The following is a 16,063-nucleotide window of genomic DNA, read 5'->3' as shown; positions in this document are numbered from 1 at the left end:
GCTCCGCCATCCGAGCGACGCCCCCGCCGAGCTCTCGGCGAACGCGCGCGAGCTACGCTCGTGCCTCGTGCGGGGATGACGGCCCGCCACCTCTCCGCCGCCAGCTCCGCCAGGCGAGGCCCAGAATTGCTCATGAATCGCGTTCGGCGCTCCGGCACCGCCGCTTGCTCTCGGCGGCGTGCTCTCGGCGCGGCGCGCTCGCCTCGACACCTCGCCGGCAGACCCGCCTGCGACGGTGCTGCACCGCATCGTGCGCGAGCACCTCGAGACGTTCCTGGCGCGGCGCGCCGAGGCGGACGCGCCGATGCCGGGCTTCGTGGTGGACGAGCTGCGCGGCTACCTCGAGTGCGGCGTACTGGCCCGCGGCGCGGTTCGTTTCGCGTGCAGCGCTTGCGGCCACGACCGCCTCGTGGGCCTTTCGTGCAAGGGGCGAGGCTTCTGCCCGCGGTGCCTCGGCCGCCGCATGACCGAGACCGCGCGGCACTGGGTGCGCTCGGTGCTCCCTCGGGTGCGCATCCGCCAGTGGGTGCTCTCGCTGCCCTTCGCGCTTCGGGTTTCGCTGGCCTATCACCACGACCTCACGCTCGCTGTGCTCAGCGTGGCGGCCCGCGCCATCGAGGGCTTCTACCGCGAGCGCGCTCGCGACCTCGGCATCGAGTGCGGGCGCACCGGCAGCATCACCGTGGTGCAGCGTTTCGGCAGCGACCTCGCCCTCAACGTGCACTTCCACATTCTGGCACTCGACGGCGTGTACGACGCCCGCGGAAGTTTCACCGCGCTCGCCGCTCCGACTCGCGACGAGCTGCACGTGCTCACCTCCCGCATCGCCGAGCGAATCACGCGCCTGTGCGAGCGACGCGCCCTCGACGCAGACCTCGACGACTCCGAGCGCGTCCTCTGCGCCGCCTTCGCCCGCTCCGCCGCACGACGCGGCGCCATCGCCCACGCCCCGGACCACGACTTCGCGCCCGACCACGCCTTGCGCCGCAAGGCGCGCATTGACGGCTTCGACCTCGACGCCACCACCGAGGTGCGCGCCGAGGACCGAGAGCGCCTCGAGCACCTCTGCCGTTACCTGCTCCGACCACCGCTGGCCGACCGGCGCTTGCGCTTGCTGCCGGCCGAACAGGTGGCCCTCGAGCTCAAGACCCCGTGGAGAGACGGCACCCGCTGGCTCACCATGAGCGCCGACACCTTCCTCGAGCGACTGTGCTCCCTCGTGCCTCGGCCGAACACCCATCAGGTGATTCACCGCGGCGTGCTCGCATCCCATGCCGCTTGGCGCCCTCGCGTGATACCGAGACCCGACGATGGCCTCGGACCGCGGCCCAAGAACGCCACCTTCTGCGCCCTCATGAAGCACGGCCTCGACCTGGACGTGCTCGCATGCCCCTGCGGTGCGCGCATGAAGTACGTGACCACCATCTTCGATCGACGGGGCCTGCAGAGGCTGCTCCGCGCCAAGGACCTGCCCCACCTCGGTTGAGGGCGTCAATCTCAGAGAGACGGGGACGATGCCCAAGCTCTCCACGGCGACCCTCTCCCGAACCGCTGACCGGCCGCCCTACCACGTCGCGAGCTCGGCCGGTGGAGTAGATACAAGCTCTGCTGAAGGCCCGCTCAGTAGAATCCTTCGCGCCGCGCGTAGCGCGCCGCGCGCGCTTCGTCGTACGCGCACGCGTCGAAGTCCCCGCCCGCGAGCACCGCGTGGATCTCGCCGTTGGTTGGGAGCTCCCCGCGATCGACGAAGCGCGCGGGATCCCAGAGCGCCGAGCGGATGAACGCCTTGCCGCACTGCGTGTATGCGTGCTCGATGTCGACGAGGATCCCGAGCTTCGGCGCCTTGCCCTCAACGGCGCACGGGGCGAGCAGCTCGGGGTCGTCGGTGAGCGTCGCGCGGCCATCGACGCGGAACGAATCGACGACTCCGGGGATGACGAAGAGCAAGCCGACGTGCGGGTTTGAGAGGATGTTGCGCAGCGAGTCAGCGATGCGATTTCCGGGTCGCTCGGGCAGCAGCAGCGTCGCGTCGTCGAGGATGCGGACGAACCCCGTCGGATCGCCGCGCGGGCTGACGTCGCAGCTGCCGTCCGCCGCCGCGGTGGCGAGGCACACGAACGGAGAGCGCTCGATGAATCGGCGCGTCAGCGGGTTGAGACGCGATGCGATCTTCGAGCGCACGAGCTCGGTCGGCTCACCTCCGATGAGCGCCCGGAGCGCGGCTTCGTCGTCGATCGTCTTCGAGGTCAGCCGATGTGCGGACACGCGAGGGTCTCCTTGCGCCGAGGCTTCTCGGGCAGCGGTTGGGGATCCAACGGCCTGCGCGGAGTGTGCGGCGTGCAAACCGACGCACGGGTCGGAGCTGCGGCCCACATTAACTAGATAAGCTACAGCCCGACAGCGTGCACGAACGTCGTACGTACGATCTCATCGACGCAGCGTCGCATGTGCAGCGTTGTTGTCAGCGGGCCAACGCAACGCCATCTGAGAACGAGCACGAGAATCTCCGACATCGCGAGCGGCTTGCTTCGCCGTGCTTCCAGCGCGACGGAGGGCGACTCATCGCTCGCGTGCGCTCGGTTGTCGGGAGCACAGGCGCGATCTACGCCTGCGTGCACCGTATCCATCACGAGCATGAGCGCCCGAAGCCGCTCACGCTATTCGTGCTCCATCCGCTCGAGGTCCTCGGCTTCGACTCGCTCTGGGTCGGGCCTCGTCGTCCTGATGCCGATTTCGTTCGACGGTTTGGTCCTCTACTTCGGCATCAACCTTGTCGCGGGTCTCGTCGGCCACCTCGGCGTCGAGCCCATCGCCGCGTCGGCACTCGAGTGCGCGCCGCTGCGTTGGATCTGCTTCGTTCGGAGCAGCGTTCCACGAGATGTCGGTCGGAAGACCGCAGCGCGAGAGTCATTCCGAGAGGTGCGCCTCGAGCGCATCGAGGTACGCGCGTGCGCTCGCCTCGTGGCCCCACACCCAGCGCGCGAGCGTCCGGAAGATCGCCGGCTCGATCCAGCCTTCCTCGATGATCGTGACGCGCGCGCCCTCGCCCTCCGCCTCAACGAGGTAGGTCCAGCTACCGCCGAAGGCTCGCTCCTCGGTATCGTCGATGCGCGCCACGAAGCGGCGGCCTTCCTCGCGCGCAGCGGCGTCCTCGATGAAGGCGAGCTCGCCGTCCTCGCCGTGCTCGCGCCAGCGGAGCGGCGCGCGGGAGAGGAGCTCGACGCGATCGAGGTGACGCCATGCGCTCGCGTGCTCGACGTCGGTGATCGCGGTCCAGGCGCGCTCGGGTGGCGCGGCGACCGCGCGCGTCACACGCACTGTGTGCTCGCGCGGGAGGGCGGCGCCCGCGATCCAGAGCGCGCAGAGCGGGAGCGTGATGAGCGCGAGCACGGCGAGCGCGACGCGTCCCGCGAACTTCATGAGTGATCCTCCTCGCCGCCGAGCGTGGTGCAGGCGTCGGCGAGCAGCGTGAGGCCCTCGACGGCGCGCGCGCGCTCCTCGGCGGAGAGCCACGCGAGCGCGGCGCGGAGGCGCGCGGGGTCGAGCGGGGAGCCCTCCTCGACGGCGCGGTGCCCTACCTCCGTGACCTCGAAATCGGTGCGCCGGCGATCGTCGGTGTGGCGCCGCCGCTCGACCATGCCCCGCTCGACGAGCTGATCGATCGCCTCGCTCAGCGTGCTCGGTGCGATGCCGAGATGGCGCGCGAGGTCCGCCGGGCGCGAGAGCGCGCCGTCGGCGAGGTGCACGAGGACAGTGCCCTGCCGCTCCGTGAGGCCGCCGCCACGCGCCGCCGCGGAGGGATGACGATGACAGGCGTGCCAGATCTTTGGGTACGCCACCTGGATGCGCCGTACGGCGTCTCGCTCGATCATTGGCGCGAGGGTGGGAGCCGCCGATTCGTTCGTCAAAACGAAGGGTCCATCGACACGCGTAGTGGGCGGGGCGGCTCGTCCTCAACGTGCTCGACAGCGTCGCGGAGTGAAGCGCGAGGCGATCGGCGAGCAGACGTGAGCGCGGCGAGCTTCGCTACGACGAACGCACGTGTGTCGCCCGATCGTCCTCGACCATCGCGCGCTGCGAGTGTCGAACGCGCGTGATCCAACCACGAGCGCCAGCGCGGGCATCCCGAAGAAAGTACAGAAAGCTCAAGGCTGACCACGCTTGATAAAGACCCGGGTCGACGTGGGCGACAGCCCAGCGCGACGTCTGTCTCAAGCGGTGCGTCAGAGCGCGCAGCTGCGCCGCACGCGGGCGATTTCCCGCTCGTGCGAGCCGTCGAGTCTGAGCACGACCCAGTGACGGGCGGCGCTCACGACGCCGTACTCCACGTCGCCCTCACATCGCAGCGTGTCTCTGCTGCCGACCGCGCAACCGGCGTCGTGGATCGCGAAATCGACGAATCGCTGTCCACCGGGGCGGACCACGCGCAATCGGGCGCGCCCAGGCGACGCGACTCCGATCTCCGGAAAGCACGCGCGAGCGGCCGGCTCGACGATCGGGTACTCGCCGACGTCATCCGGTGGATGCGAACCGCCTTCGCGCGACCGCCGCTCGAAAAGCACGAAGCTTCTGCCGTCCCATCGATACGTCGCTTCCCACCCAACGTCGCCGATGTTGCTGTCGCGAGCGCCGGTCACGAGTTCGATCGCGCCGTTCCTGCAACCCAGCGACGCGTTGTAGACCGTCCCGTCGGGAACGGCCTCGGTGTCTTCGCTCGCGATCGAGATCGGGGTGACGCTGTCCCCACGAACCTCGAGCAGCGTCGAGTTCAGGGTGTAAGCGCCATCACGCTCGGCGTGACAGGGCGTACGGACCAGCGCAATCGCGTTGCCGTCTCCCGTCGACTCGAGGTCGATATCGATCCCGTCGCGCGCCTGATCGCTTCGGACCGCGCGTGCGGAGCAGGCGCCCCACCGCGCCGTCGCGAACGCGATCACTCGCGCGTGCAATGGATCCTGCTGCGCGCTCGCGTCTGCGGCGGAAAGCACTAGCACGCATGCGACGAATCCGAGCCACGAGCACCTACGCATGCGCAAGGGGGCGCCACGGCGTTCCGATGCGAGCTCGGCGATGCGAAAGATGACCGGCGCAATGAGATTTCTTGGAAGACGGCGCACGGATAAATCCGCCGCGCGTCGCCGCCCATGGTGCCGATTCATACCAGCGAGTGGGAGCCTCCAGGCGTAGTGATCCTTCGGCACGACCTTCATTGGAGCTCATCTCTCTCATCCAGAACGTCAAGGAGTGAGGTCACTCGGGCGAACCAACTCCCGAAGTGCCGTACGCCAGCGCTCGACACGCTCTCGATAGTCCGCTTCACCGCTCGCATAGCTTTCGAGCTCGATGCGCACGAGCCACGCGCCATGACGTTCGATGCGCACCCACGATTCGGGTGGATCACACCCGTGGCCGCTGTTGCCAATGACCTCGACGGCTCCGCTCCCGTCCGCCTGCGCTTCGCGGACCACCCCCGGGCCGAGCGCTGCAGCCAATGTCCGGGGTTCCGATCCGAGGGCCCGAGCTGGAACGATCCAGACGCTAAACCATGCCATCACCGGATCCTCGGCAATGGCCTGGAGCACGATTCGCGCGTCGCTCGCGCTGTCGGGTCGCACCGGAACCAGCGGAGAGCGCTCGAGTTCTCGCCCCCCGTCAGACGCGGGCGCCATGCTTTCGAACTCCGAAGACGTCTGCTCTCACCCGCGAGAGTCCGAGTCCTTCAGTTCGGAAGCACCTCGAGGCGCATCGCATCGCGCGCCGTGCGCACGCCGTCGTCGACCACGATCTCGAGGTCGCGCGTGCCTGGCGCCCACATCCACACCTCCACGTCGGGGCCGATCGCGCCGAACGCCGCGGCGCTCTCGCCGTCGACCCACACCGCGCGCACCACCGGGCTCGATGCGCCCGCGAGGTCCGCGCGGAGACGCGCCCTCTCACCAGTGCGCACGACATCCGGCCCGCTCGCGCGCACCTCGAGCGCGCCGCTCGGTCGCGCGACCTCGCGCGCAACCCCATCGCACGCGAAGCGCGCCACGCCAATCGATGTCGCGAGCAAGAGCCCGTCGTCCACGAAGCGCAACGCCATGGCCGCGGGAGGGCCGAGCGCCGCGACGTCCTCGCGCGTCGCGTCGAAGGGCATCGCGAGGCGCGCTGCGATCGCGCCGCTCGCCGCGTCCCGCACCACGATTGCGCCTCCGGCGTCCATGTGTGCGAGCCAAGTGCCCTGGTGCGAGATCGCGACCGGCGATTCGACGCTGGGCACGTACGAGAACGGGTTCGCGACGTGGACCCCGACCTCGGTCGCTCCCGCGATCTCGGCGAGTGTCGTCGTGTCGAAGCGCCGCAGGAGCCCATCGCGCGCCGTGACTGCGAGCACGCGCTCGTCGTCGGAGATCGCCGCGCCGAGCACGTCGAAGCCGAGATCGAGCTCGACCATCCGGGGCGCATCACCCACGGCATCGACGGTCCGCACCTCGCCGCGCGCGAGATCGACCCGCACCACGAGCTCCGCGCGCACGCTCCCATCGTCAACCAAGGGCGCGCTCGACGGGCGCATCGCGACCAGCAGGGCCACCGCGCCACCCTCGATCGCGTGGAGCTCGGTGCGCCGAGGCCAGAACTCGCTACATGGGAAGGGAACGTCCACGTCGAGCGTCGCGCCGCTCGCGATTTCTACGCCGCGCAGGCGTGTGCGGCGCGCGTCGTGGGCATGGTCGCAGTCGAGCACGAGCGCGCGCGCACCGTCGTCGCTCAGCACCGCGTGCGTCTCGCCCCACCACGCATCTCCACCCGATCCGCCGGGCTCGATCGTGCGCACGAGTGCGCCGCTCGCGACGTCGTGCACGTGCACTGCGCGCGTCGTGGGATCGACGTCGATCGTGCGCGACCAAGCTCCGTCGGTGGGCGGCGTGTCCGTGCTTGCGACGAACGCGCCGTCGCCCATGCGCAGCACATCGCTCCCGAAGTTGCTGCGCCGCATCAGCAGCGCGTCGCCGGGCGCGACCTCGAGCGAGGCCGGGTGGAAGTGCAGCGGTGCATCGACGCTCACCCACGCGACGTCGAGCGCGCTCGGCGCGCACGCGAGGTCGACGGTCGCGAGCGCAGGGCCGTGGTCGCTCGTGCCATGGTCGCTCGTGCCACGGCCGCTTGTGCCATCGTTGCTCGCGTAGCAGCCGCTCGCCACGATCAGGCAGGAAGCGAAGAGAAGAGACGTTTCGGATCGCCGCATCGATCGGACCTCCATCGTCGATGGTCATGCTGCCGATCGTGCGCCCATCACGCTCATATCAAGTCGACATCCGAGCCATAGACGTGATCTATGTACCTCTTCGCGACACCCATCTCTGCGTGACGCCTTGAAAACGCGCGCGAACGACGGGAGGATTCGCCCATGTCGCGCCGCTTCATTGCCGTTTCCGCATCGCTTCTCTTGTTCGTGACGGCTTGCGCCTCGGACCCCGGCTCGCTCGACGTGGATGCGGGCCCAGGGTACCGCCGCGACGGCTCACCGAGCCCACTGTTCCGTCCACCGTGCCGCGGCGACGGAGGCGCGAGTGACGGCGCGTCGTGCGGCGACGGAGAGGTGCCGCTGCCCGACGAAGACGCGGGCCCGCCGCCGCCGCCTCCTCCTCCGTGCAACGAGATCACGTTCACGTTGCACCAGCCCGGCGCGACGAGCGTGTGGCTGAGCGGCAGCTTCCTCGCGGATGCGAGCGGCACGTGGCCCGACACGCCCGAGTCGGGCGCGCTCGAGCTCGTGAACGACGGCAGCGGCACCTGGAGCGCCACCCACCTCGTCGAGCCGATCGGTCGCCACCTCTACAAGTTCATCGTCGACGGCACCACGTGGATCCCCCCGATCCCGAGAACGACGTGCGCGAGCCCGATCCCTTCGGTTCGTTCAACAGCGTGCTCTCCGTATGCGACATGACGCCGACGGGGCCCATCGAGGGGCGCGTCGGTGACCTCGAGTACCGCGTCGAGATCGTGACCGAGATGCCCGACGCGACGGTCGCAGAACTCATGGACGCGCTTGAGAAGAGGGCGTCGATCGTCGCGATGGTCTGCGGCCCACCGCCCGAAGGGCACGCGCGATGGACCGTGCGGCTCATCGCCGAACAAGTCGTGAAGCGAGGTGTCGTCGACGAGATCGGTCGCGAGACGGTCCGGGTCACGCTCGCGAGCCACGGCCTCAAGCCGTGGCGGGAAAAAAAATGTGGTGCGTCCCCGCCGTCGATGACGAGTTCATCGATCGGATGGAGGACGTGCTCGAGCTGTACGCACGCAAGCACGACGAACGAGAGCCCGTCGTGTGCCTGGACGAGCGCCCTGTGCCGCTGCGCGATGCGGCGCGAGACGGGACGGCCATGTCGCCGGGCAAGATCGCGCGCGTCGACTACGAGTACGTGCGGCGCGGAACAGCGAACATCTTCTGCATCATCGAAGCTCTGACCGGGCGACGCCACGCGCGATCGCGCCGGCCCATCGTTCGCGAAAGCGCTGAAGCGGATCGCGCGCCGCTACAAACGCGCTCGCACGATTCATCTGGTCGTCGACAACCTGAGCAGGGCCGTGCGCTATGGCGGCGCTTCATGGTGCACTTCACGCCGAAGCACGCGAGCTGGCTCAACGCCGCCGAGATGGAGGTGAGCCTCGTCGTCCGCGAGTGCCTCGGCCGACGCCGTATCGGCGATCTCGCGACTCTGCGGCACGAAGTCAGCGCGTGGAATCGCCGCGCAGATCGTGCTCGAGACGTTCGACGTGTATCGATGCGTGCGGTCGCGTCGACGCCGACGGTCACATGCTCGACGCGAGCCCCCCGGGACGACCGCGAGCGTCGCGACGTGCGCTCTGCGTTGAGTCGGCGCGTACACGGGGACGAACCGAGCTCGAAGCGCGGGTCACCGGCGAGCCGATTACGACGGTTCGATGTGCGGGAAGACGTCCCACACGAACGTCACCGGGCGTCGCACGGCTGCGGTCGAGCCCGGGGACCGTGGTCCGTGGATCGACCGCACCCGCGCGGCGTGATTTTACATGCGGCATGCGTGGAAGGCGCAAGACGCAGTCGTCGATGCTGATGCTCATGTCGCCAGAGGACATGGTCGCGGTGCGGCGCATCAAGAAGCTCGCGGACGAGGCGCTGCGAGACCTGTCGCTGCATTCGGCGCCGGCCGGCAGGATCCGGGAGCGCAGTTCGCCGCGGCCGTCGACCGGGCAACCTTGCGGTACGGCTCCCGCACCGCCGCGCGGACCTCGTCCGCAAATGTGTGGACCACGCGACAACAGCGTTGGCGGGCTGCTGCGGTCAGCCGCTCATCGAGGAGCCGAAGAGACTATGCGGACCATGCGGGGGCTCGAACGTTGCGCGGGCGCAACACGTCGTCTCGCGACGGCGGCGCCGCTGAAGCTGCCGACGATGACATCGTCGGAGCCGCGTTTTGCGCAGCACGGCTCGGAGCTTGCTCGGCGGCACCACATCGTGCGCGTACGCTCGACGGACGTCAGCACATCACATCGGCGACGGCGGCACGCCGCACTGGAGGTGGCGTGAAGATCGGAGCCTCTATTCGGGCCGGAGGTCTGTGGGCGATGCGTAGGTTGCTTTGCACGGTCTGTGTGGCGTTCGGGGCGATGGGATGCGATGTGTCAGTGGGCTCCGGCATGCTTCAGGGAGATCTCTTTGCGGCCGTGCGCACCGGCGAGGTGTTGAGCGGGCTCTGCGGCGTGCCCCTGACCGACGCGGACGTGGGCCTCGCGTCGCTGGAGGAGGTGACCTTCACGGACGTCCACGCCACGCGGCCGATGCTGGGTGGGCCCGGTCATGGCACCGCGCGGGTGACGTACGCCCCGACCAGCGGGCCGACGGCCGGGCGCCGCTGCGAGGGCACGATCGCGTTCGACTTCGAACAGCACTCTGCGACCCAGCAGCTCAACCGGCGCTCGAGCGTGACGTTCAGTCAGTTCGATATCGAGAACATCCGCACGGCACCCGCGGGGACCGAACCCGCGCACTGACGCGGTGACCATCCGGACAGGGTAGAGGAGCGGCTAGCTTGGTGCGCCGACTCCCGTGGAGTCCGCGACGGCAGTCGAGGGGAGGCCATGCGTATGGCGGCTGCGAAGAAGACGACCAAGAAGATGAAGGAGTCACAGCGAGGCCATGCCGCCCAGCTCGTCAGTGTCCTGGGAGAGGAGCCCGTGGAAAGCTTCGCGCCGCTGGAGGAAGTGTTGGGCTGGTCCCTGCCGTCGGAGGTGGTGCCCTTCGCGGACATGCTCGCCAATGAGCGCATGCCCCCCTCGTCCGGGTGGTACTACCTCTATGACAAGCATGGCCCCAACGAGAACTCCGCCCATCGCGACGATCGCGGCCTCCTGCGCGCTGTCGAGCTTCCGCTCCGGGTGCGGACGCGGGTCATCAGACAACGCCGCGTCCAGACCTCGCTCCGCATAGCGCTTGGCGACACGCGAAACCTCTCGCGGGTAACCCCCGACTGCGATCGCCGTGGCTCGGACCGACATGCCCTCGTCGAGGAGAAGCAGCGTGCGGATCCGACGCCACTGGCGGGCCGTGAGTCGCTCCCGATGGCTACCGCGCCCCCTCGCGCGAAGGAGCTCGCGGTCTGCCTCGGACAGCTCCAGCCCTGTGAACCTCGCAGTCGGCTTCACAGACCGCTGTAGATCAGACTCCCGATCGCGGCGCAAGGGCCGACGTGATCACCGCGTCGCGGTCGGGACACTAGTGTCTCGACCGTGACGTAACGAGCCCGGCGTATCGGAAGACGCGCCGGGCGTCGGCGACGCGAAACGTCCAGTTGATGCCGCGACGCTTACGATCCTGCTGCTTCAGTCGTACACGGTCGGGCTGAGGAATCGAGCGCTCCTCGCGACCGCTCTCAGAAGCTGCCGCTGATCGCAAGGTGCGCGCCGCCTGCGGTCGGCGCGAGCGACACGCGCGGGAGCGCGGGCTCGGGGCGGTGGAGCACGAGGCTCACGATCGCGTGCGCGACGAAGAACGCGCCGAACGCGGTCATTGCGGCGCCGACGCCGAGGTAGATCTCGGGGTCGGGTGACCGCGCGCCGAAGTAGAAGAACGGCACCGCGCCCGCGAGCTCGAGCACGCCGAACACGAGTTGCGTGATCGACCACTCGGGCTGCAGCCAGCGATCCGCGTACGCGATGTCGGCGACGACGAAAGTCGCGTTCGCCGCGAGGCCGGCGACGCCGATCGCGACGCCGATCGCCGCCTCTGGTCCGTGGCAGCAGTCCTGCGCCTCTGCGGACGACGCGGCGCCGATCGAGATCGCGAGCGCGAGAAGAGTGGAGCGAAGCAAGCAAACCTCCCGCGAGCGCCTACCGGCGCGCGCGGGCGAGGTGCGCAGCGCGAAGCGTGCCAACGCGGACGCCCGCGTGTCGCGCGTCCCGGTGCGCCTGTGAGTTACCCGTGGTCGAGCCGGTTGGCTCAGAGAGGCGGCGGCTCGGGAGCCGAGCTCGACGCGCTGCTCGCGTGAGCGTCGCGCTGTGCGCTCACGACGCGATCGAGCGGCGCAGGCGCTCGGTCGAAACGCCGGGCTCGATCGGCGGCGCGTCGCGCAGCGTGGTGATCGCCTCGGTGTGGACCGCATCATCGCGGCGTGGACGGCGCACGCCGGGCCGGCATCGGTCCCCATCGACGACGCTGGCGTGTCCATCGGACACGCCAGCGTCATTGTCGATCAGAGCGTCCATCCGGGTGCACCGACCTTGACTCAAGGCCGAGCCGAGCCGACGCAGAAGGGAAGCTCGGGAGGGCCGGCCGCGTCCGGCATGAAGAGACTGTCGAATTGCGTGAGCGTGACGAGCAGCTGATCTCCACGGAGCACGGCCGACGCGGGTACGTCCAGCCCGGTCGCGACGGAGCTGACGGTGCCAGCAACGATCCCGTCGGAGTCGGGCTGAGCTACCACGACTCGATCAATCGCTCTCGCGAAGTTACGGACCACTCGCCTCATGCCGCATCGCGATGACGAGGTCATGATCGATCAGCTCAGCACCGTACGCAGGCTCGCGCCTCGGCTTCCCGGTATCGTCGCGCGATGACGACGACTTTCGAGGAGCTGGTGTGCGAGGTGCTCCGCTTCCGTGACGAGCGCGAGTGGGCGCGCTTCCACACGCCGAAAAACCTCGTGATGGGGCTCGGGATCGAGGACTGCACTGGGGCTTCCCGCAGTACCGCGGGGGCGGCGGCAACGGGTACCTCTTCGAGCTCCAGGGGCACGACGTGCTGATCGTCGACTCGAGCGCCGAGCACGCGCGGCACGGCTTCATCGTGAACCAGGCCGCGAGCGGCAACGTGCTCCTGCGCGCGCGGGTGATCGACAGCCGCTACAGCGACGACGCGCACCGCTTCCTCGCGAACGCGAACCTCTACGACGGCGTGGAGCTCGATCGCGGCTGGCTGCAGGCCGTCAACCGGGGCACCACGTCGACCGGCGCGGGGTTCACCGCGACCCAGCACGTGTTCTGGCGGACGCGGGTGATCGCGAACCACGCGAGCTCGGATGGCTGCGCGGTCGAGAGCGCGCAGTGGGGGCTCGGCTATCTGATCGGATCCTCGGCGGCCGACGGGGCGGACGCGCGCCTCTGCCCCGAGAGCTTCTCGAACCGCACGTGGGCCGCGCTCGATCAGGGCGATCCCGAGGACTTCGTCGAGGGCGAGGGGATGGGCGAGACGCTGCATCCGGTCTCGCTCTTCGCGGAGCAGCTCGCGCTCCGCTGCGCCCGCGAAGGGCGGGAGTGCGCGAGATGGTGAGGCCGTTCGTCGTCATGCCCGCGGAGCTCGTCGCCACCCGCGCGATCCGCACGTCGACCGGAGAGCCGCTCGGGTGGGTGCGCTCGCTGCTCGACGACGCGGCCTCGCCGCTCCGCGTCGATCTCGTCGAGCTCCCGCCCGGCGAGCGCATCGCGCCCGAGCACGCGCACTCGATGCGCGACGAGGCCTTCTTCGTGATCGAGGGCGAGGTGGCGCCGGTGATCGCGGGCGCCGAGCTGCCGGTGATGGCGGCGCGCTCGCTCTTCGTCGTCCCGCGGGGCGAGACGACCGCGACGCTCCGCAACCGCGGCACGACGCCGGCGATCGTGCTCCAGATCAGCGCGGCGATCGGCGAGGACGTGGTCACTCACGCGAGCTCCGAGCTCGCGCGCGACTGAAGGCGACCGCGCGACCGCTGGCGCACAGCGGCCGACCGCTGGCCTCGACGCGCGAGACGCGCGCGATGCGCGGGCTCACGAACCCATCGGCGATGCGGCTCCTCCTGCCCGACGCGCTCGCGCGGCTCGACGACGCGCTCGTCGAGCGGATCGGCGCCGGCCGCGATCGGAAGCGGTCCATCACGCGTGCGTGGGAGTCTCGACGGGGCCGGGGCTCGCCGACCCCGTCGAGATGTGCCGTCATCCGTGCGGGAAGCGGCGGCGGCGTGCCAGCGCGAGCGCCACGCGCAGCGCGAGGACCGCCGCGCCAGTGCTGTCCGTGTCGCGGTAACCCGCCGCGCGGCACGCGCAGCCGCTCGTCGTCGTCGTGCCGCCGCCGCCGTCGACGTTTGTGTTCGTGCCCGAGTCGGCGCTCGCGTCGTTCGATGGCTCGCCGCCGTCGGGCTCGCTCGTGCCCGCGTCGGGATCGCGGAGGTGACCGCGAACGCGAGCAGGACGCAGACCGTGGTCTGGGCGAGCGAGAGCCGCGCCCGCAGCAGCATCGCGAGCATCGCGCTCGATCCGATCGTGCACGCCGCGACCGCGACGAAGAGCAGCGGCAGCTTGATCGCGGAGTAGAGCGCCTGCTCCGGCGCGCGCCACAGGCCGAGCGCGGCGCCGTAGGCGCCTGCACCGAGCGTGATCGCGGCGAGCGCCGAGACGATGACGGCGCGCAGATCTCCTGACCGATCCGTGGCACGGGCGCCCAGGAGGGGTAGGCGGATCGATTCGGGAGCTCAGGCGCCGCGGTCTCTTCAACGCTCGTCGTGCAGGCGGGCGACGAGCTCGGTCCGCGAGGCGCAGCCGGTCTTGCGAAGAGCGAGCTGACGAACTGCTCGACGTTCTTCACGGTGCAGGTGAGGTTCGAGGCGATCGTCTTGTTCGAGTGGCCTGCGGCGATCTGCTCGAGGACCTCGATCTCGCGTCGCGTGAGCCGGTGATCGTGCGCGAAGCGCTCGAGGAGCGCGCGCGAGCGGGCGCGGCGCTGGACGGCGACGACGACGTCGGGCATGCCGGGCACACGCCGGCGGTCGATGGCGAGCGGAGCGTCGGCCGCGCCGGCGATGCTCGCGTCGATCGCCTCGCGAAGCCCCTGCGGGTCCCGATCGCGCCAGAGCCGACCCAGCGCGTTCGCGTGGACGAGGTGGGCCGTCGCCAAGAGCACGAACGCCGGGACCTCCACGAGATCGAGCGCGGCCTCGAGCGCCGCCGCCAGAACACGCGCCTCACGGATCCGGAGATCGACCGCGAGGCGCGCCCGGAGGGCGGGGATCACAGCGCGGAGAGCGGTCGCCGACCAGGGGGCGAATTCGTCGGTGAAGCTGCCGAACCCGATGTACCCGAGCGTCGTGCCGCGATCGGCGAACGCGACGCCGATCTGCGGGCCGGCCACGTCCAACTTGGCGCTCACGTCTCGGTAGCGGTAGGCACCCCACTCCGCGAGGGTCTCGACCGAGCAGTAGAGCGGTTGGTTCGTAACGTCGTCGCGGAGCGGGAAGACGGGGGAGAGCTCGTGGAGCCCGACGCCGGCGAGCGCCGCATCCATGCTCGCTTTCGCGTTGGTCGTCGGCCCGGGGCTCGGAAAGATGTGAGCGTACTCCACGGTCCAGCCGAGCTCGGGCACGAAGAGCGGAAGCATCGACGATGCCGTGTCCGCGCGCAGGATGCTCCGGAGCTCGACGGTGATGTCGCGATGGACCGCCTGCTCCGGCTCGTCGGGGATCCTAGCGATCATCGCGTCGACGCACGCGCGGACCGCGCGCGGCATCGGCTCGTCGTGCGGAGGCAGAAGCTCGTGCGCGGCGTGTGGTCGTCGGATCATGGCTGCGTAGTCCGAGCAAACGGTTTGGGGACCATCCTTGTGACCCGAGACGGGCGAGTGCCCTGCCCGTCGCGCTGCGGTGATGAATCCGCACGAAGCGAGTGCGCAGAGAGCTCGCGCCCGAGCTGCGCGACGCGAGCGGCGCGCTGGACGACGCGCACGACCACCTTCTCGCTCGCCCCTGGTCGCTCATGTGTCCCCATCGATCGAGCGGAAGACAGGACCGCACTCGAGCTGCGCGGCGTCGAGCCACGCCCGAAGCGAGCGCACCGGGCAACGCTCGACGTCGCGCGCGAAGCCGATCGCGAGCACCCACCCTTCCCTCGCCTGCCGCATCGGTCTTGTCGCGGCGCAGGCAGAGCTCGGCGCCGCTCGAGCGCGTCGTCGGCGCGGTCCGCTAAAGCGAACTTAGCGGACTCGCATCGCCCGCATGGGTGATCCGGCGTCGAGCGGGTGCGCTTCGATCGGGTGAGCTCCGCAGCCTGCGCGATGCTCACGAGTTAGAGCGCGCGGCGAGTGCGAACTCACGAAGCCGCGAACGCACGTCGGCGGATCGACCAGTTCGTAGCCAGAATGTGAGCTCGTCGAGCGAAAAGCAGACCCACAGGCCAAAGAACGCGACGGTCTCCGCGTCTCTCCGGTGCGTGGGATCACCGATCGAAGCGGCGCCCCCGCGAGGGACGCGATGCGATATCCCGATTCCGCCACGCGTGCCCTCATAGCGCGACTGGCCTTCGCGTGCGTCGGCGGGCGACGCGTCTGGCGCCTGCATCTCTTCGACGTCCCGCTCGATCCCTCTCCGCGCTCGCGCCCTGAGGCAGCGCTCACCCCATCCCGGCCACGAGCGCCAGCAGCGCGCCCCTCGGCGTCGCGATCGAGCGCGCCCTCGCGCACGGGTGCGCCCGACCAGCGAGGGAGGCGCGATGATCGACGACGACGAGATGGTGGACGCGTTCGAGACGCTGGAGCCAAGCGCGAGCACGCGCGCGCGCATGGAGGACGAGTCCTCGCCGC

18 protein-coding genes are annotated in these 16,063 nt (G+C 69.8%); 7 read left to right on the top strand and 11 right to left on the bottom strand.

Annotated elements, in window-relative coordinates; translation table 11 throughout:
* The first annotated feature begins 235 nt into the window (after positions 1-235).
* Positions 236-1,486 (top strand): transposase, encoded by a 1,251-nt coding sequence (locus tag I5071_RS46560; protein WP_236607791.1) that lies wholly within the window; start codon positions 236-238, stop codon positions 1,484-1,486.
* Positions 1,487-1,620: 134 nt separating this feature from the next.
* On the opposite strand, the gene I5071_RS46555 is transcribed toward I5071_RS46560, so the two are convergent.
* From I5071_RS46555 to I5071_RS46530, 6 genes are all read right to left on the bottom strand, one after another.
* Positions 1,621-2,265, bottom strand: a complete 645-nt coding sequence (locus I5071_RS46555; protein ID WP_206607097.1) for a pyridoxamine 5'-phosphate oxidase family protein — start codon at positions 2,263-2,265, stop codon at positions 1,621-1,623.
* 642 nt (positions 2,266-2,907) lie between these two features.
* On the bottom strand, positions 2,908-3,420 hold the full coding sequence (locus I5071_RS46550) for an SRPBCC family protein (protein ID WP_206607096.1): 513 nt from the start codon (positions 3,418-3,420) through the stop codon (positions 2,908-2,910).
* Positions 3,417-3,872, bottom strand: a complete 456-nt coding sequence (locus I5071_RS46545; RefSeq protein ID WP_206607095.1) for a MarR family winged helix-turn-helix transcriptional regulator — start codon at positions 3,870-3,872, stop codon at positions 3,417-3,419. Before I5071_RS46545 ends, I5071_RS46550 begins: the two co-directional genes overlap by 4 nt.
* 351 nt (positions 3,873-4,223) lie before the next feature.
* Complete coding sequence (locus tag I5071_RS46540; RefSeq protein ID WP_236607790.1) at positions 4,224-4,937, bottom strand: hypothetical protein; 714 nt, start codon at positions 4,935-4,937, stop codon at positions 4,224-4,226.
* A gap of 300 nt (positions 4,938-5,237) precedes the next feature.
* Positions 5,238-5,615, bottom strand: a complete 378-nt coding sequence (locus tag I5071_RS46535) for a hypothetical protein (protein ID WP_236607789.1) — start codon at positions 5,613-5,615, stop codon at positions 5,238-5,240.
* A gap of 104 nt (positions 5,616-5,719) precedes the next feature.
* A complete protein-coding gene (locus I5071_RS46530; protein WP_236607788.1) occupies positions 5,720-7,183 on the bottom strand; it encodes a hypothetical protein in 1,464 nt (487 codons plus the stop codon).
* Positions 7,184-7,435: 252 nt separating this feature from the next.
* Here I5071_RS46530 and I5071_RS46525 point away from each other — a divergent pair, with 252 nt between their 5' ends.
* The 3 genes from I5071_RS46525 to I5071_RS46515 all read left to right on the top strand — a co-directional run bounded on the left by I5071_RS46525 (position 7,436) and on the right by I5071_RS46515 (position 10,017).
* Positions 7,436-7,930 carry a glycogen-binding domain-containing protein gene (locus I5071_RS46525; protein WP_236607787.1) on the top strand — a complete coding sequence of 165 codons (495 nt, stop codon included), beginning with the start codon at positions 7,436-7,438 and terminating at the stop codon, positions 7,928-7,930.
* 325 nt (positions 7,931-8,255) lie between these two features.
* Entirely contained in the window at positions 8,256-9,080 is an 825-nt protein-coding gene (locus I5071_RS46520) for a hypothetical protein (protein WP_236607786.1), read from the top strand.
* A gap of 469 nt (positions 9,081-9,549) precedes the next feature.
* Positions 9,550-10,017 carry a hypothetical protein gene (locus I5071_RS46515; protein WP_236607785.1) on the top strand — a complete coding sequence of 156 codons (468 nt, stop codon included), beginning with the start codon at positions 9,550-9,552 and terminating at the stop codon, positions 10,015-10,017.
* A gap of 132 nt (positions 10,018-10,149) precedes the next feature.
* Here I5071_RS46515 and I5071_RS47190 read toward each other — a convergent pair whose 3' ends face one another.
* From I5071_RS47190 to I5071_RS46500, 3 genes are all read right to left on the bottom strand, one after another.
* A complete protein-coding gene (locus I5071_RS47190; protein WP_419249707.1) occupies positions 10,150-10,521 on the bottom strand; it encodes a hypothetical protein in 372 nt (123 codons plus the stop codon).
* Positions 10,522-10,895: 374 nt separating this feature from the next.
* Complete coding sequence (locus I5071_RS46505; protein ID WP_206607086.1) at positions 10,896-11,333, bottom strand: hypothetical protein; 438 nt, start codon at positions 11,331-11,333, stop codon at positions 10,896-10,898.
* A gap of 193 nt (positions 11,334-11,526) precedes the next feature.
* Complete coding sequence (locus tag I5071_RS46500; RefSeq protein WP_206607085.1) at positions 11,527-11,727, bottom strand: hypothetical protein; 201 nt, start codon at positions 11,725-11,727, stop codon at positions 11,527-11,529.
* A 347-nt stretch (positions 11,728-12,074) separates the two neighbouring features.
* On the opposite strand from I5071_RS46500, the gene I5071_RS46495 reads away from it, so the two are divergent.
* The 3 genes from I5071_RS46495 to I5071_RS46485 are packed head-to-tail and all read left to right on the top strand — an operon-like array spanning position 12,075 to position 13,188.
* Positions 12,075-12,266 (top strand): hypothetical protein, encoded by a 192-nt coding sequence (locus I5071_RS46495; protein WP_236607783.1) that lies wholly within the window; start codon positions 12,075-12,077, stop codon positions 12,264-12,266.
* On the top strand, positions 12,260-12,790 hold the full coding sequence (locus I5071_RS46490; RefSeq protein WP_236607782.1) for a hypothetical protein: 531 nt from the start codon (positions 12,260-12,262) through the stop codon (positions 12,788-12,790). The genes I5071_RS46495 and I5071_RS46490 overlap by 7 nt, the downstream gene beginning before the upstream one ends.
* A complete protein-coding gene (locus I5071_RS46485; RefSeq protein ID WP_236607781.1) occupies positions 12,784-13,188 on the top strand; it encodes a cupin domain-containing protein in 405 nt (134 codons plus the stop codon). Before I5071_RS46490 ends, I5071_RS46485 begins: the two co-directional genes overlap by 7 nt.
* Here I5071_RS46485 and I5071_RS46480 read toward each other — a convergent pair.
* Both I5071_RS46480 and I5071_RS46795 read right to left on the bottom strand, forming a co-directional pair.
* Positions 13,154-15,049, bottom strand: coding sequence for a LuxR C-terminal-related transcriptional regulator (locus I5071_RS46480; RefSeq protein ID WP_206607081.1), 1,896 nt, complete (start codon positions 15,047-15,049; stop codon positions 13,154-13,156). The genes I5071_RS46485 and I5071_RS46480 overlap by 35 nt on opposite strands.
* A gap of 189 nt (positions 15,050-15,238) precedes the next feature.
* Positions 15,239-15,361, bottom strand: coding sequence for a hypothetical protein (locus I5071_RS46795; RefSeq protein ID WP_268921271.1), 123 nt, complete (start codon positions 15,359-15,361; stop codon positions 15,239-15,241).
* Positions 15,362-16,063: the final 702 nt, after the last annotated feature.

It is taken from the genome of Sandaracinus amylolyticus, assembly GCF_021631985.1.
Classification (GTDB): Bacteria; Myxococcota_A; Polyangia; order Polyangiales; family Sandaracinaceae; genus Sandaracinus; species Sandaracinus amylolyticus_A.
This window is presented reverse-complemented; position numbering and strand designations above follow the sequence as displayed.

What these genes read in the sequence shown, in the direction of transcription:
- I5071_RS46550 (WP_206607096.1), bottom strand. Translation starts at nt 3,420, where the DNA reads ATGAAGTTCGCGGGACGCGTCGCGCTCGCCGTGCTCGCGCTCATCACG.
- I5071_RS46545 (WP_206607095.1), bottom strand. Translation starts at nt 3,872, where the DNA reads ATGATCGAGCGAGACGCCGTACGGCGCATCCAGGTGGCGTACCCAAAG.
- I5071_RS46520 (WP_236607786.1), top strand. Translation starts at nt 8,256, where the DNA reads ATGGAGGACGTGCTCGAGCTGTACGCACGCAAGCACGACGAACGAGAG.
- I5071_RS47190 (WP_419249707.1), bottom strand. Translation starts at nt 10,521, where the DNA reads ATGTCGGTCCGAGCCACGGCGATCGCAGTCGGGGGTTACCCGCGAGAG.
- I5071_RS46500 (WP_206607085.1), bottom strand. Translation starts at nt 11,727, where the DNA reads ATGGACGCTCTGATCGACAATGACGCTGGCGTGTCCGATGGACACGCC.
- I5071_RS46495 (WP_236607783.1), top strand. Translation starts at nt 12,075, where the DNA reads ATGACGACGACTTTCGAGGAGCTGGTGTGCGAGGTGCTCCGCTTCCGT.
- I5071_RS46485 (WP_236607781.1), top strand. Translation starts at nt 12,784, where the DNA reads ATGGTGAGGCCGTTCGTCGTCATGCCCGCGGAGCTCGTCGCCACCCGC.
- I5071_RS46480 (WP_206607081.1), bottom strand. Translation starts at nt 15,049, where the DNA reads ATGATCCGACGACCACACGCCGCGCACGAGCTTCTGCCTCCGCACGAC.